This window comes from Pseudomonas frederiksbergensis (assembly GCF_003732665.1).
GTDB classification, from domain to species: domain Bacteria; phylum Pseudomonadota; class Gammaproteobacteria; order Pseudomonadales; family Pseudomonadaceae; genus Aquipseudomonas; species Aquipseudomonas frederiksbergensis_G.
The window spans coordinates 29,569-44,162 of sequence record NZ_MOBP01000014.1 but is presented as its reverse complement, the minus strand read 5'-3'; the positions used below and the strand labels follow the sequence as shown (position 1 = coordinate 44,162).

12 protein-coding genes are annotated in these 14,594 nt (G+C 61.3%); 7 read left to right on the top strand and 5 right to left on the bottom strand.

Features of this window, described 5'->3' with window-relative positions; translation table 11 throughout:
* Positions 1-7 precede the first annotated feature (7 nt).
* The 7 genes from BK665_RS21980 (at position 8) to BK665_RS21950 (ending at position 9,192) form a co-directional block, all read left to right on the top strand.
* Complete coding sequence (locus BK665_RS21980; protein WP_123408728.1) at positions 8-1,237, top strand: M24 family metallopeptidase; 1,230 nt, start codon at positions 8-10, stop codon at positions 1,235-1,237.
* A 449-nt stretch (positions 1,238-1,686) separates the two neighbouring features.
* The gene (locus tag BK665_RS21975) at positions 1,687-3,321 is read left to right on the top strand and encodes an ABC transporter substrate-binding protein (RefSeq protein ID WP_123408727.1); all 1,635 of its coding nucleotides are present in this window, start codon (positions 1,687-1,689) and stop codon (positions 3,319-3,321) included.
* A gap of 75 nt (positions 3,322-3,396) precedes the next feature.
* On the top strand, positions 3,397-4,350 hold the full coding sequence (locus tag BK665_RS21970; protein ID WP_123408726.1) for an ABC transporter permease: 954 nt from the start codon (positions 3,397-3,399) through the stop codon (positions 4,348-4,350).
* Positions 4,347-5,183, top strand: a complete 837-nt coding sequence (locus BK665_RS21965) for an ABC transporter permease (protein ID WP_123408725.1) — start codon at positions 4,347-4,349, stop codon at positions 5,181-5,183. The genes BK665_RS21970 and BK665_RS21965 overlap by 4 nt, the downstream gene beginning before the upstream one ends.
* 2 nt (positions 5,184-5,185) lie before the next feature.
* Positions 5,186-6,832 (top strand): dipeptide ABC transporter ATP-binding protein, encoded by a 1,647-nt coding sequence (locus tag BK665_RS21960; RefSeq protein ID WP_123408724.1) that lies wholly within the window; start codon positions 5,186-5,188, stop codon positions 6,830-6,832.
* Positions 6,833-6,993: 161 nt separating this feature from the next.
* Positions 6,994-8,100, top strand: a complete 1,107-nt coding sequence (locus BK665_RS21955; RefSeq protein WP_372242369.1) for a hypothetical protein — start codon at positions 6,994-6,996, stop codon at positions 8,098-8,100.
* 216 nt (positions 8,101-8,316) lie between these two features.
* Positions 8,317-9,192, top strand: coding sequence for a LysR substrate-binding domain-containing protein (locus BK665_RS21950; RefSeq protein WP_123408723.1), 876 nt, complete (start codon positions 8,317-8,319; stop codon positions 9,190-9,192).
* Positions 9,193-9,365: 173 nt separating this feature from the next.
* Here the strand turns inward: BK665_RS21950 and BK665_RS21945 are convergent, their stop codons facing one another.
* From BK665_RS21945 to BK665_RS21920, 5 genes are all read right to left on the bottom strand, one after another.
* Positions 9,366-10,730 (bottom strand): MFS transporter, encoded by a 1,365-nt coding sequence (locus tag BK665_RS21945; RefSeq protein ID WP_123408722.1) that lies wholly within the window; start codon positions 10,728-10,730, stop codon positions 9,366-9,368.
* Positions 10,731-10,922: 192 nt separating this feature from the next.
* Positions 10,923-12,356 carry an NAD-dependent succinate-semialdehyde dehydrogenase gene (locus tag BK665_RS21935; RefSeq protein ID WP_123408721.1) on the bottom strand — a complete coding sequence of 478 codons (1,434 nt, stop codon included), beginning with the start codon at positions 12,354-12,356 and terminating at the stop codon, positions 10,923-10,925.
* On the bottom strand, positions 12,353-13,387 hold the full coding sequence (locus tag BK665_RS21930; RefSeq protein WP_123408720.1) for an aldo/keto reductase: 1,035 nt from the start codon (positions 13,385-13,387) through the stop codon (positions 12,353-12,355). Before BK665_RS21930 ends, BK665_RS21935 begins: the two co-directional genes overlap by 4 nt.
* A gap of 10 nt (positions 13,388-13,397) precedes the next feature.
* Complete coding sequence (gene fae / locus BK665_RS21925; protein WP_054615233.1) at positions 13,398-13,910, bottom strand: formaldehyde-activating enzyme; 513 nt, start codon at positions 13,908-13,910, stop codon at positions 13,398-13,400.
* 379 nt (positions 13,911-14,289) lie between these two features.
* On the bottom strand, positions 14,290-14,586 hold the full coding sequence (locus BK665_RS21920) for a pentapeptide MXKDX repeat protein (protein WP_123408719.1): 297 nt from the start codon (positions 14,584-14,586) through the stop codon (positions 14,290-14,292).
* Positions 14,587-14,594: the final 8 nt, after the last annotated feature.

Genomic DNA, 14,594 nt, shown 5'->3' with positions numbered 1-14,594 from the left:
ACACCCCATGAGTCTGTCCGGCCCCAACCGCAACCCCGCCGATTGCGAACCGACCTACGACGAGATCCAGCAAATCCAGCTCGACCGTTTGCAACGGGTGCGCAACGAACTGAAAAAACGCGACTACGCCGCTTGCGTGCTGTTCGACCCGACCCACATGCGCTACGCCACCGGCTCACGCAACATGCAGGTGTACTCGGCGCGCAACCCGGCGCGTTACGCCTTCATCCCGGCGGAAGGCCCGGTGGTGATCTTCGAGTTCGGCGGTTGCCTGCATCTGGCAGAAAAGCTCAACACCGTCGATGAAGTGCGCCCGGCCAAAGCCATCTCCTACTACTTCTGCGACAGCTTCCTGAGCAACGTCACCGCTGAATGGGCCGCCGAAATCGATGAACTGGTGCGCAAGCACGGTGGCGGCAACAAACGCATCGCCATCGAAAGCGCGACCTCGGCTGCTGCGTTCGAACTGCAAAAACTCGGCTATCAGATTTTCGACGCCCAGGAACCGCTGGAACGGGCGCGCTGCATCAAGGTGCCGAACGAGCTGAAAATGATCCGCGCCAGCCTGCGCGCCACTGAAGCCGGGGTGCGTCTGATGGAAAGCAAACTGGTGCCGGGCATCAGTGAAAACGAACTGTGGTCGCACCTGCACCAACACGTGATCGCCACCGACGGCGATTATGTGGAAACCCGCCTGCTGTCCTCCGGGCCGCGCACCAATCCATGGTTTCAGGAGTGCAGCACCCGGCCGATCGAGGCCGGCGACCTGGTGGCGCTGGACACTGATGTGGTCGGGCGTTTCGGCTACTACGCCGACTTCTCGCGGACCTTCCTCTGCGGCGAACAAGCCGCGACCGCCAAGCAACAGGAGCTGTACAAACTGGCCTACGAGCAAGTGCAGACCAACATGGAAATGCTCAAGGCCGGGCGCAGCTTCAAGGAATACGCCGAGCTGGCGTGGAAGATTCCCGACAACTACAAAGCCAACCGTTACTTCGCTTTGGCCCATGGCGTCGGCATGACCGGTGAATACCCGTACGTGGTGCACCGCGAAGACATCGATTCGCTGGGTTACGACGGCGTGTTTGAGGCGGGCATGACCATCTGCGTGGAAAGCTACATCGGCCACGATGAAGGCGGCGAAGGCGTGAAACTCGAAGAGCAGATCTACATCCACGAAAACGGTATCGAATTGCTCTCCGACTACCCGTTCGATCCACGCCTGATGCCGCGATGAGTTGCGCGGACGGCGTCGTCATCTCCTTCGGCACCGTCCGTTTTTCCCCTTGTTCCCACCCGGAACAAGGGGCGTTTGCGACTTCAACGCCCCGTTCCTTCAGCAGCCCGGCCTGTCTAGCTCAAGCGGCAGCCTTCCTTACGGCCAGTAACATGCATTTATCGAACGTTTCACCGTTGAATTTATCGTTTGTCGATCTTTGCGCAGATGACAAAACTGCGGGCATCTCTAATAAAAACAACATGAGAGCAGCCCTATGTCCTACCCCATTCCCGACCTCCTGATTTCGTTGCGCCTTGTTCTGCTGCCGGCTTCACGCCTGTCTTGCCTGTGCCTTCGCGGCGCCTGCCACTGACAGTTTCGGTTTATCGAAAACCGACCGCGTCTGCCGCTTACCCCACCAGCGGCCAGTCGAAAAACGCATTTTCTGCACGTTATCGGAGAGGCATATGAAAGAGTTAATGATACTGGACGGCGCCCTGCCGCATCCAGCGGTAAACGACCTGTGCACCCAAGTCAAAAGTGGCGAGATCAACCGCCGGCAATTCCTGCGCACCGCCACCCTCCTGGGTATCACCGTGGCCAGCGCCAGCACCTTCCTCGGTTCGGCCCTGCTCGGCAATAGCGTGCGCGCCGCCGAGGCTGTCCCGCCACGCCAGGGCGGCACGCTGCGGTTTGCCTGCGCGATCCAGGAAATCCAGGACCCGATGCTGATCACCTGGATCGAAGCCTCGAACCTGCTGCGCAATTCCCTGGAATTCCTGACCTGGGTCGACGCCGACAACATCACCCACCCGTACCTTGCCGAGAGCTGGAGCCCGTCCGAAGACTTGAAGACCTGGACCTTCAACCTGCGCCAGGACGTGAAGTGGAGCAACGGCGACACGTTCAACGTCGAGGACGTGCAGCACAACATCCAGCGCTGGATTGCCGCCGATTCGAAATCGGTCAACCGCACCGCATTCCAGGACATCAGCGCCTTCGAGAAAGTCAGCGACTTCCAGTTCCGCCTGGTGCTCAAGCGGCCGATGCTGGCGATCCCGGAGATGCTCAATGCCTTCACCTGCGCCATCGTCCACCGCAGTTTCAAGGCCGGTGATGACTGGGTGAAAAACCCGCTGTGCACCGGGCCGTTCAAACTGGTGTCGTTCGCGGTGAACAAGCAAGCGACCTTCGCCAAGCGCGCCGACTACTGGCGCAAACCGGCCAACCTCGACGAGTTGCGCTACGTCGACATGGGCACCGACGTCTCGACCCACCTCGCGGCATTGCAGGCCGGGCAAGTGGACGTGCTGTACCGGGTGACCGTGGCCGAGCTGGACCTGGCCAAGCGTTTGCCGGGTGCGCAACTGCTGACCTGCAAATCGGCGCAAACCGTGGTCATGCGCATGGCTTGCGATCAAAAACCTTTCGACGATGTGCGAATTCGGAAAGCGGTGGTGCTGTGTGCCGACAACGCGCAAATGCTCAAGATCGCCTATCGCGGCATGGGCACGTTGGGCGAAGACCACCACGTCGCCCCGTCCCACCCGGAATATTTCCCGCTGCCCAAACGGGCTCGTGATGTGGCCGGCGCGAAGAAACTCCTCGCGGAGGCCGGTCACCCCAACGGCATCGACATCGATCTGATCGTCGGCAACACCCAGGGCCGCTACGAACAGGACTGCGCGCAAATCCTGCAACAGAACTGCGCCGAAGCCGGCATCCGCATCAACCTCAAGGTGATCCCGGCCACCCAATACTGGCCAATCTGGGACAAAGCCGCGTTCAGCCTCACCTACTGGGCCCACCGCCCGTTGGGCGTGATGTCCCTGGAACTGGCCTACCGCAGCGGCGCCGCGTGGAACGAAAGCCACTACAGCGACCCGGCGTTCGATGCGGCGCTGGACAAGGCCATGGGCATCATCGACCCGAAACAACGGGCGGTAGCCATGCAAAACGTCGAGCAAATCCTGCAAGACGCCTGCGTCATGGTGCAGCCGTTCTGGGGCGACAAATTCACCGCCGCCAGCAAGAAAGTCCAGGGCTTCCAGGTTCACCCCTCGGACTTCTACCCAATGGATGAAGTCTGGTTGAGCGCCTGATTCACGCGCCCTCACGCGGTTCGCCCACCTCGGTGGGTCGGGCCGCCATCCCTTGATTAGCCGGAGCGTGCGAGCATGGCTGAATTTCTTTTGCGCAAGTTATTGGCGCTGGCGGCAACCCTGCTGTCGGTGTCGGTGATCGTGTTCCTGGCCCTGGAACTGAACATCGAGGACGTCGCGATCAACGTCCTCGGCCCCTACTCCGCCGCCGACCAACGCGCCGCGTGGCTGGCGGAACACGGTTACAACCAACCCTTCGTCTGGCGCTATTTAGTTTGGTTGAAAGACTTCGTCCACGGCGATTGGGGCACCTCGGTGCACTTTCGTGAGCCGGTGATTGACCTGTTGCTGCCGAACCTGTGGCAAACCCTGATCCTCGCCGGGCTGGCCCTGGCGGTGATGGTGCCGGTGGCGCTGACCCTCGGGATTCTGGCGGGCATTCGTCAGGGCTCGGCGGTGGATCGGCTGGTGTCGTTCCTGTCGATCGTCACCACCTCGATTCCGGACTTTGCCAGTGCGGTGTTCGTCTCGGCGATTTTCGTGTTCTGGCTCAACTGGCTGCCCGGCGTGAGCAGCATGAGCGACGGCTTCAATGCCGTGGAACTGGCGCTGCCGCTGATGGTGCTGTGCCTGTTCGGCATCGGTTACCTGGCGCGGATCACCCGCGCCTCGATGGTCGAAGTGATGCAGGCGCCGTACATCCGCACCGCCCGCCTCAAAGGCGCATCCACCTCGCGCATCGTCCTGCGGCATGCGTTGCGCAACGTGCTGATCGCACCGATCACGGTGATCATGTTGTACATCCCGTGGCTGCTGTCGAACGTGATCGTGGTCGAGGTGTTCTTCGCCTACAAAGGCTTCGGCTCGCTGCTGTACACCGCGTCGCTGAACCATGACGTCTACCTGATCGAAGCCTGCGCGATGATCAGCGGCATCGTGGTCGGCGCGACCAAAATCTTCTCGGACCTGGCCTACACCTGGCTCAACCCGCGCATCACCCTGCGCAGTCTTGGCGGAGGCGGCCAATGAACTTCCTCAATTCGTTCAAACATCCCTTGGCGTTGCTCGGTTTGCTGCTGGTCGGCGGTTGGGTGTTGATGGCGCTGTTCGCGCCGTGGCTGGCGCCCCACGATCCACTGGAAAGCTTCACCCCACTGCTGACGCCGATGACCCCGGATGGCAACGGTGTGAGCTTCCTGTTGGGTACTGACATGATCGGTCGGGACATTCTGTCGCGGCTGATCTGGGGCACCCGCACGGTGTTGTTCTGGTCGATCCTCGCGACCCTGACCGCGTTCGCCGTGGGCATCGCCATGGGCCTGTGCGCCGGTTACTTCAATGGCTGGGTCGATGCGCTGCTGTCCTATGTCGCGGACACCGTGCTGTCGTTCCCGGTGCTGGTGTTGTACATCGTGATCATCATCGCCCTCGGTGCTTCGGCGCTGAACATCCTGATCGCGGTGACGTTCACCAGCGCCCCGGCGATCTTCCGCATCATGCGGGCGCTGACCATCGACATCCGTTCCCGGGACTACGTGCTCAGCGCCATCACCCAGGGCGAAGGGTCGCTGCGGATCATGCTGGTGGAAATCCTGCCCAACTGCGGCGGGCCGCTGATCGTCGATTTCTGCCTGCGCATCGGCTACACCGCGATCATGATCGGCGCCCTCGGTTTCCTCGGCCTCGGCCTGCCACCGCCCACCCCGGACTGGGGCGGCATGATCAACGAAGGCCGCAGCATGGCCATCGCCTTCCCGCACCTGGTGATCTTCCCGTGCATTGCCATCTCCACCCTGATGCTGGGCCTGAGCCTGTTGGCGGACGGTCTGGACGAACACGCCCAGAAAGGCACAAGGAGTTGAGCATGAGCCAACAACAAGTCTTAAAGGTTGAGAACCTGTCCATCGAACTGCCCGCCGGCGCCGACCGCAGCCACGCGGTCAAAGGCATCAGCCTCGACGTGCGCAAGGGTGAAATCCTCTGTGTGATCGGCGAGTCCGGCTCCGGCAAATCGGTGTTGTCGGCGGCGATCATGGGCGACTACGCCAAGGGTCTGCGCCACAGCGAAGGGGTGATCGATTTCCTTGGCGACGACATCTGCCGCATGGATGAAAACGCCCTGCGTCGCTTGCGTGGCAACCGCATCGCGATGATTTTCCAGGAGCCGATGGCGGCGCTGAACCCGGCGATTCGCATCGGTCAACAGGTCGAGGAAATCTTCGACATTCACGCGCCGAACATGCCCGCCGCCGAACGTCGCGAACGCATGCTCGCCCTGCTCGACTCGACCCAATTGCCCGACCCACCACGGATCGCCAACAGCTTCCCCCATCAGCTCTCCGGCGGCCAATGCCAACGGGTGGTGATTGCCATGGCGTTGGCGATGAACCCGGATTTGCTGATTGCCGACGAACCGACCACGGCGCTGGACGTGACCACTCAGGCCCAGGTGCTGAAACTGGTGCGCGACCTGCGGGGTCGCGGTCAGCACGGCATTCTGTTCATCACCCACGACTTTGGCGTGGTCGCAGAAATCGCCGACCGCATCGCCGTCATGGAGGGCGGTGTGCTGGTGGAAATCGGCGAGCGCGATCAAGTGCTCAACGCGCCAAATCACCCCTACACCCGCAAGTTGATTGCGGCCGTGCCGGCGTTGCATCCCGAGTTGCACGTGCCGTGCGCCGACGGTGAGATGGCGTTGCGCATCGAGCATCTGACCAAGACTTACAACGTCGGCGGTCGTTTGGTGCCGGCGCTGAAGGATGTGTCGCTGCAACTGCCACGGGGCAAGACCTTGGCGATTGTCGGCGAGTCTGGCTCGGGCAAAAGCACCCTGGTCAAAGCCGCGATTCGGCTGGTGGACAGCGACAGCGGTCACGTCTGGGTCGGTGATACGGATTTCCTCGCCTTGCGCGGCTCGGCGCTGGCGGCCAATCGGCGGCGGATCCAGATGATTTTCCAGGACCCGTACGGCTCGCTGAATCCACGGCACAGCGTCGGCGACATCATCGCCCGCGCCGCGCAATTGCGTGGTTTGTCGGCCAGGGATGCCTGGACCGAGGCCGGCGACTTGCTGGAACAGGTCGGGCTCAAGCGCGACGCCCTCAAGCGCAAGCCACGGCAATTCTCCGGCGGTCAGCGCCAGCGCATCGGCATCGCCCGGGCCCTGGCCATGCGCCCGGAAGTGTTGATCGCCGATGAGAGTGTTTCGGCGCTGGACGTGTCGGTGCAAAAACAGGTGCTGGAACTGCTGGCCGAGCTGCAACAGCGTTTCAACCTGAGCATCTTGTTCATCACCCACGACCTGCGGGTGGCGGCGCAGATCAGCGACTACATCGCAGTGATGCGCCAGGGTGAAGTGGTGGAATACGGCACCGCGCAACAGGTGCTGTTGCGCCCACAGAACACCTACACCCAGACCTTGCTCGCGGCGGCGCCCGGCGCTTCGGCGATACCGGTGGTGCCCGTCGCTGAACCACCGCTGAGGCTGATCCGACCTCAGGCCAACTGAGTCAATAACCCTTTCCCCAGGTCGCAGCGTTCGCTGCGGCATGGGCTGCTGTTGCCAACCATAACTAAAAAATCAGGAGTATGACTGTGCGCACAACCACCCCACTTGCGGTCCGTTCCATCGCTCTCATTCCGCTGCTCGGCGCCTTCGCGGCGCCGGCCATGGCGGTGCAGGTCACCGACAACCTCGACCTCGGCGGCGCCATTCGGGCTCGTTGGGACTATGACCCGGATCGCGACATTCAGAAGTTCGGTCTGGACACCGTGTTTCTCAGCGCCAAATACAACTCCGACACCTGGATCGGCGAGGCGCAATACCGCTTTTACGGGCGCTCTTACCCTTACCAGTACACCAAGAACTACGGCGATATCCAGTTCGCCAAGTTCGCCTGGGCCGGTTACAAGTTCAACCCCGACCAGCAAATTCAAGTGGGTTTGAACACGATACCGTTTGGCTTGCAGCCGTATTTCGGCAGCACTTTCTACGAAACCCTGGGCAACGTTATTGGTCTGGAAGATGTGCAACAGGTCGGCGCCAAGTACATCCAGCAAAGCGGCGACTGGAACATCCAGGCCGGCTACTACCTGCGCCCGGCGTGGCAAGGCAAAGGCACCAGCAAAGGCGTGACCTATTCCAGCGTGGTGTCCGGCGCCGACAGCTACGTGGGTGACGGCAGTGACAACCAGGAACGCAACACCGTGGTGCTGCGGGTGGCCAAGGCCCTGGACCTGGGGCCGTGGAAATCCGAAGTCGGCATTTCGGGCCTGACCTCGACCCTGGAGAACAAGGACACCGACAACGACGGCCGGCGTAACGCCGTGGCCGTGCACTACCTGGGCAAGAACGGCCCGTGGGGCGTGCAACTGCAAGCGGCGCGGCAGCAGATGTCGCCACGCAACGCCGGCACCGATGAAGTGGTGACCCTCGGCGGCTACGACGGCACCTACAACGTCGCCAGTCGCGGCAATCTGTACGTTGCCGACCTGAGCTACGACATCGGCGGCAAGTACCTGTTTGATCAGATCAGCGGGGTGAAGCTGTACGCCAACTACAGCGCCTTCGACAAATCCGCCGATGAGTTCAAGACCTCGCAGCGGATGATCCTCGGGACGTCGTTTTCCTTCAGCAAATTGTGGATCGCGACGGAGTGGCTGTATGGCAAGAATGACCCGTACATCGGTGGCAGCAGCTACACCCAGAGTTTGGGGGCTGGCGGGACTGATCATTGGGAGAATCAGTTGTATATGAACATTGGGTATTACTTCTGATCCGGGATTTGTGGCGCTTTTGAAGGCCTATTCGCGAGCAAGCCCGCTCCCACAGTGGACCGCATTCCAATGTGGGAGCGGGCTTGCTCGCGAAGACTTTAGCCCAAACAACACTTGCATCCGCCCCTGCCACAGGAGTCAGATACGCCCTACAGAACATTCGCCAAAAACAATAAACCCGGCCCGAATCGGCGCCAGGTGCGGAGCCAGCCTTTCATGCGTCAACTGCCCTCGCTCAACATGCTGCGTGTCTTCGAAGAAGTTGCCCGGCATCGCAGTTTCAGCCAGGCAGCGCTGAGTTTGAACGTCACCCAAGGCGCGGTCAGCCGGCAGATCAAGCAACTCGAAGATTACCTCGGCGTGGCATTGTTCATCCGCACGCCCCAAGGCCTGTCCCTGACCGAAACCGGCCTCGCCCTCTCCCCGCAACTGAGCGATGCTTTCGACCACCTCGAACGCGCCCTGCAAGCGGTGCGCGTGCCCAACCTGCGCCAACGCCTGCGCATCGTCGCGCCACCGACCTGGGCCACGCGCTGGTTGTCGGCGCACCTGCGCGCGTTCTGCCAACGCTACCCGGACATCAGCCTCAGCGTGACCAACCAGAGCGGCCACGACAGCCTCGCGGAAATCGACTGCCACATCCGCTTCGGCCTCGAAGCCGCCAGCCATTGCAGCAGCCAGTTACTGGTGATGGAACGGCACATGGCGGTGGCCAGCCCGGAGCTGTTCGTCAATGGCCAACCGCCGGACCTGCGACAGTTTCCCTTGCTGCACATCCTGCACGACGGCAAGCGCTTGAAGGTCTGGGAAAACTGGCTGGCGGCGATGGGCCGCGACGATATCGATGCGGGGCAAGGGCTGGAATTCAGCACCCTGGACCAGGTGATCCACACGGCGCTGGCCGGGGGTGGTTTGGCGGTGATTGACCGGCAGATGATCGAAAAGGAACTGGCCAATGGCAGCCTGCTGCCGATCACCCCGGTGGAAGTGGTCGGGCCGTATGGGTATTGGCTGGACGTGGCGAACGACAAACAGGGGTTATCGAAGGTGCGGTTGTTTACCGAGTGGCTGGGACTCGTCAGCAATCCCTGAAAATGCCGATATTCCCTGTGGGAGCGGGCTTGCTCACGAAGGCGGTGTGTCAGTTTGCATTGATCGTTCCCACGCTCAGCGTGGGAATGCAGCCAGGGACGCTCCGCGTCCCACAAGCGGACGCAGAGCGTCCATTGAGGCATTCCCACGCAGAGCGTGGGAACGATCATGCTTCAGATCGGGGCTGCGACTTTCACCGTGACAGGCACCCCACTCTCCACCGGACTCTGCGCCTTGCACGCCTGGCTCAAGGTCAGGGATTTGGTTTCCGGCGCCCAGGCCCAGGAAATCATCGCGCCCAGCGCCAGGATCGCCGCCAGGATGCCCATGGTCGGACTCAACCCGATCCCCGCCACACTCACCGGCAGCAGGAAGGTACTGACCGCCGAGCCCAAGCGGCTCACGGCCGTGGCCAAACCAATCCCGCTGGCCCGCACTTCGGTGGGGAAGCTCTCGGCTGGGAACACCCCCACCAGGTTGCTCACCGCCGACAAAACCAGGGTGAACAGGCCGAACACCAACACCATCAGGAACGCCGCGCTGCCTGGCAATACCGCCAACAGAAACAACGCCACCGCGAGGATGATGAACGAGTTGATCAGGAAGCCCCGGCGCGAGAATTTCACCGTGCACCAGATGCCGATCAACGCGCCGAGGATCAGCAGCAGGTTCAGCATCAGCTCCGTGCCAAAGCCTTCGGCCAGGCCCATCTTCTGCAGAATTGACGGCAGGAAAGTGTAGATCGCGAAGTACGGCATCACGATGCACACAAAGAACAGGCAATTGAACGCGGTGCGCTTGCGGTATTCACGGCTGAACAGCACCGCGTAGCCGGAGCGGGTTTCGGTGGAGCGGGTTTCGTCGAGTTCGACGTTGTCCCCCAGGTGTTTCTTGACGATGGCCCGGGCTTCGGCAATGCGGCCCTGATTGACCAGCCAACGCGGTGACTCGGGTGTGCCGATGCGGGCGATCAGGATCAGCGCCGCCGGAATCGCCGACGAGGCCAGCATCCAGCGCCAGGCGTCATCGCCGAGGTTGAGCATCGCCGTGCCGACGAAGGTCGCGGCGACGTAACCGAAGGTCCAGATCACGCTGAACGAACCGAGCAGCACGCCGCGATGTTTCTTCGGTGAAAACTCGGCAAGCATGGCGTGGCCGACGCTGAAGTCACCGCCCAGGCCAATGCCGATCAGCACCCGGCACAGAAATAATTGCAGCGCGGTTTCGGCGTAGAACTGCATCAGCGAGGCGATGGTGATCAGCACGAAACTGACCAGGAAGATTTTCTGCCGGCCAACCTTGTCAGAGATCCAGCCGAAGAACAGGCTGCCGAGAAACAGGCCGATCAGCGCCGAGGCACCGATCAGGCCTTGCCAGAAAGCGTCGAGGTGCATCTGTGGGCTGAGCAGGGTGAAGGCTATGCCGATCAGGCCGAGGATGTAGCCGTCGGTGAAATGCGCGCCGAACGTCAGCCCGGCGATTTTGAGATGAAAGCGCCCGATGGGCAGGTCGTCGATCTTTATCGATTGAGCGGACATGTTCGTCTCCAGTTGTTGTTATTGACGGAGAAATGAAACCGGTCTGGCTTTTAACTATGGGATCTGAGGCACTGGTGGAACCTGTGGGAGCGAGCTTGCTCGCGATAGCGGTCTGTCAGGCAATATCCATGTCGGATGTGACGGCCTCATCGCGAGCAAGCTCGCTCCCACAAGGGGTTATCGGTGTTCTTTTTAGAGCCCGCCCATCAACAGGTATTTGATTTCCAGGTAGTCTTCCAGGCCGTACTTGGAACCTTCGCGACCGAGACCCGATTCCTTGATGCCGCCAAACGGCGCGACTTCCGTGGAGATGATCCCTTCGTTGATCCCGACCATGCCCGCTTCCAGGCCTTCGGCCATGCGCCAGACGCGGCCGATGTCGCGGCTGTAGAAGTACGCCGACAAGCCGTAAGGCGTGTCGTTGGCCCGTTGCAACACTTCGGCTTCGTCCTTGAAGCGGAAGCACGCGGCGACCGGGCCGAAGGTTTCATCCTGGGCAATCAGCATGTCGCTGTTGGCGTCGGTGAGGATGGTCGGCTCGTAGAACGTGCCGCCCAGGGCATGGCGGCGGCCACCGCACAGTAACGTAGCGCCCTTCTCCAACGCGTCGCCGACATGCAGTTCAACCTTGGCCAAGGCAGCGGCGTTGATCAGCGGGCCTTGCTCGGTTTCACCGTCCAGGGCACTGCCGACGCGCATCGCCGCGACCGCTTCGGCGAGTTTGCCGGTGAAGGCTTCGTAGACGCCGTCCTGGATAAAGAAGCGGTTCACGCAGACGCAAGTCTGCCCGGTGTTGCGGAATTTCGAGGCCATGGCGCCTTTGACGGCGGCATCCAGATCCGCATCGTCGAAGACAATGAACGGCGCGTTGCCACCCAGTTCCAGCGAGACTTTTTTCAAGGTTTCCGAGGCCTGGCGCATCAGCAATTTGCCGGTGCGGGTCGAGCCGGTGAACGACAGTTTGCGCACGACGCTGGAGGCTTGCAGCGCCCCGCCGATTGCCACGGCATCACCGGAAACGACGTTGAACACGCCAGCCGGAATGCCCGCCTGCTCGGCCAGCACCGCCAGGGCGAAGGCCGACAACGGCGTCTCTTCCGACGGTTTGAGGATCATCGTGCAGCCCGCCGCCAGGGCCGGGCCGACCTTGCGGGTGACCATCGCCAGCGGGAAGTTCCACGGGGTGATCGCCGCAACGACGCCGATGGCTTCCTTGACCACGATGATCCGCGCATCCGCCTTGTGGCTCGGAATCACGTCGCCGTAAGCGCGCTTGGCCTCTTCGGCGAACCACTCCAGAAAACTCGCGGCGTAGACCACTTCGCCCATGGCTTCAGCCAATGGCTTGCCCTGTTCGCGGCTGAGCAAGGTGGCCAGGTCCTTCTGGTGGCTCAGCATCAGCTCGCTCCAGCGCTTGAGCTTCTGGCTGCGTTCCTTGGCGGTCAGTTTGCGCCAGGCCGGCAACGCCCGATTGGCGGCGGCGATGGCGAGGTTGGTTTCCTCGGCGCCAGCCTTCTGCACCTCGGTGATAAGGGCTCCGTTGGCCGGATTCCACACCGGATAAGTGGGACCACCGCTGGACCATTGGCCATCGATGAAGTTGCCATTGCGGATCAGCGCGCTCATGCCACGGCCTCGGTCAAGTTGAAGCGTTCCAGCCCCGGACGGGCCGAGCGCAGGATGCGTTTGCCGGCGGTGTAATCGTTGATCACATCGCATGGCGTGTAGTTGCGTTCCAGTTCATGCAGTTCTTCGGCGTCGAGTTTGGTTTCCAAGGCTGCCAAAGCACTGTCGAACTGCGCGGTGGTGTCGGCGCCGACCAGCATGCAATCCACACCCGGATGGTTAGCGACCCAGGCCTGGGCGATCTGCGCGTTCGACACGCCACGGGCGCGGGCCACGCGCTGTACCGAATGGGCGATCTGGAACGAGGCTTCGTCGCTGTACATCTGCTGGGTGAAGAAGTCGGTCTGGTTGCGGGTCGATTGCACGTCGCCGGTCAGCAAGCCACGGGCCAGTGGACTGAACACCGAGACACCCAAACCTTGATCGCGGCAGAACGGGATCATCTCGCGCTCTTCTTCGCGGTAGGCGCAGTTCAGTTGCAACTGCATGTTGATCGGCTTGACCCAGCCATTGCGCTCGCAGGCCATGAGGATCTTCGCCAGTTGCCCGGTGAGCATGGTCGAGACGCCGATGTAACGGGCCTTGCCGGAGCGCACGATGTCGTTCATCGCGCTCATGGTTTCCTCGACCGGGGTGTTCACATCGAAGTAATGCAGCATGAAGACATCGACGTAATCCATGTCCAGACGCTTCAGCGAGGCGTCGATGCTGTCCATGATGTGCTTGCGCGAATGGCCGCTGGCATTGATGCCGTTGCGGGTGCCGTAGCCGACCTTGGTGGTAATCACCAGGTCATCGCGACGGGCCAGGCGCTTGACGATGCGCCCCACCACTTCCTCGCCGACGCCGGCGGAATAGAAGTCCGCGAGGTCGATGAAATTCACCCCGTTGTCGAGGGCGTGGGCCACGATCGGCTCGCTTTGCTTCTCATCGAAAATCCACGGCTTCCAGTCCGGAGTGCCCATGTTCATGGTGCCCAGGCACAGGCGGGAAACTTGCAGGCCGGAGTTGCCCAAACGAATGTATTGCATGGCGCGGACCTCAGGCTTTTGGCGTGTAGAAAGGGTTGCTGATGTGATCGACCACATCCGCCAGTTGCGCGGTTTCCGGCTTGCCGGTCAGGGCGGCGCGGATTGCGGTGCGGCAGGCGTTGTAGTTGTTCAGGTACACCGCATCGAGGTCATCGCAGGCCGGGTTGACCCAGTTAGCCGTGACGATGGCCCACTCGTCTTCAGCTTCCGGCGGCAAGGTGCCGTCCAGCAATGCTTCCAGAACAGCCTTGGCGATCCCGGCCTGGGACGCGCCCCAGGTGGCGTTGCCGTGCAAGTCGCTGCTGATCGCGGCTTTGTTGACGTAAAGGGTCATCGGCTTAACCGGGATGTTCGGCTGGGCGATCACCATGAACGGGCAATGGCCTTGGCTCGGCGACGCCAGGCTATTGGCAAACGCCTGCCCCGCCGGACCGTTACGCGGGCCGATCAGGATGTTGATGTGCGCGGCGTTCACGCCCGGGCCTTCGAAACCTTCACCGATGTACAGGTCGAGTTCTTTCATGGGTCGTTACTCTTTTTGGAGTTTTTGGGTGATCAGAAGCGCACGCAGATCGTGAAGATCGCGGGGCAAATGTCGGGGTTCGAAGAGCGCAGCACGGGGCTGGCGAGGACGCGGCAGTGAGGCTTGATCATGATTGCAAACGCTCTTTTTTGTTGTTGATGAGCTGGTTTGCGATTTTTTAACACTGGGGGTTGGCGGGGCTGTAACCATTAAAAGTCATGGGGGTATGAGGTTAGGTCATACCCTTTTTCAGGCTGAGAAAAACCCTGTGGGAGCGAGCCTGCTCGCGAAGGCTGTGTGTCAGTTGATGTGAATGCTGACTGACACGACGCCTTCGCGAGCAAGCCCGCTCCCACAGGGGTATTGGGGTTGGCTTGGGTTATTGCGACATGGCGTCTTTTTTCATGGCGTCTTTGCTCATGCTGTCCTTGGACATGTTGTCTTTCTTCATCGTGTCCTTGCTCATCGCATCCTTGGACATGCTGTCTTTCTTCATGGTGTCCTTGGCCATGTTGTCCTTTTTCATCGTGTCTTTTTTCATGCTGTCTTTGGACATGGCGTCTTTGGACATCGAGTCCTTGCTCATGCTGTCGTTGCTCATGGTGTCGGCGGCGTAGACGCTGGCGACGCCCATGGCCAAGAACAGGGACAGTGCGGCGGTGGCTAGCTTTTTCATGGTGGTGT

Bases quoted from the DNA above. Each gene is read 5' to 3' on its own strand.
- BK665_RS21935 (WP_123408721.1), bottom strand. From the start codon at position 12,356: ATGAGCGCGCTGATCCGCAATGGCAACTTCATCGATGGCCAATGGTCC.
- BK665_RS21945 (WP_123408722.1), bottom strand. From the start codon at position 10,730: ATGTCCGCTCAATCGATAAAGATCGACGACCTGCCCATCGGGCGCTTT.
- BK665_RS21920 (WP_123408719.1), bottom strand. From the start codon at position 14,586: ATGAAAAAGCTAGCCACCGCCGCACTGTCCCTGTTCTTGGCCATGGGC.
- BK665_RS21960 (WP_123408724.1), top strand. From the start codon at position 5,186: ATGAGCCAACAACAAGTCTTAAAGGTTGAGAACCTGTCCATCGAACTG.
- BK665_RS21950 (WP_123408723.1), top strand. From the start codon at position 8,317: ATGCGTCAACTGCCCTCGCTCAACATGCTGCGTGTCTTCGAAGAAGTT.
- fae (WP_054615233.1), bottom strand. From the start codon at position 13,910: ATGAAAGAACTCGACCTGTACATCGGTGAAGGTTTCGAAGGCCCGGGC.
- BK665_RS21980 (WP_123408728.1), top strand. From the start codon at position 8: ATGAGTCTGTCCGGCCCCAACCGCAACCCCGCCGATTGCGAACCGACC.
- BK665_RS21975 (WP_123408727.1), top strand. From the start codon at position 1,687: ATGAAAGAGTTAATGATACTGGACGGCGCCCTGCCGCATCCAGCGGTA.
- BK665_RS21970 (WP_123408726.1), top strand. From the start codon at position 3,397: ATGGCTGAATTTCTTTTGCGCAAGTTATTGGCGCTGGCGGCAACCCTG.
- BK665_RS21965 (WP_123408725.1), top strand. From the start codon at position 4,347: ATGAACTTCCTCAATTCGTTCAAACATCCCTTGGCGTTGCTCGGTTTG.
- BK665_RS21930 (WP_123408720.1), bottom strand. From the start codon at position 13,387: ATGCAATACATTCGTTTGGGCAACTCCGGCCTGCAAGTTTCCCGCCTG.
- BK665_RS21955 (WP_372242369.1), top strand. From the start codon at position 6,994: ATGGCGGTGCAGGTCACCGACAACCTCGACCTCGGCGGCGCCATTCGG.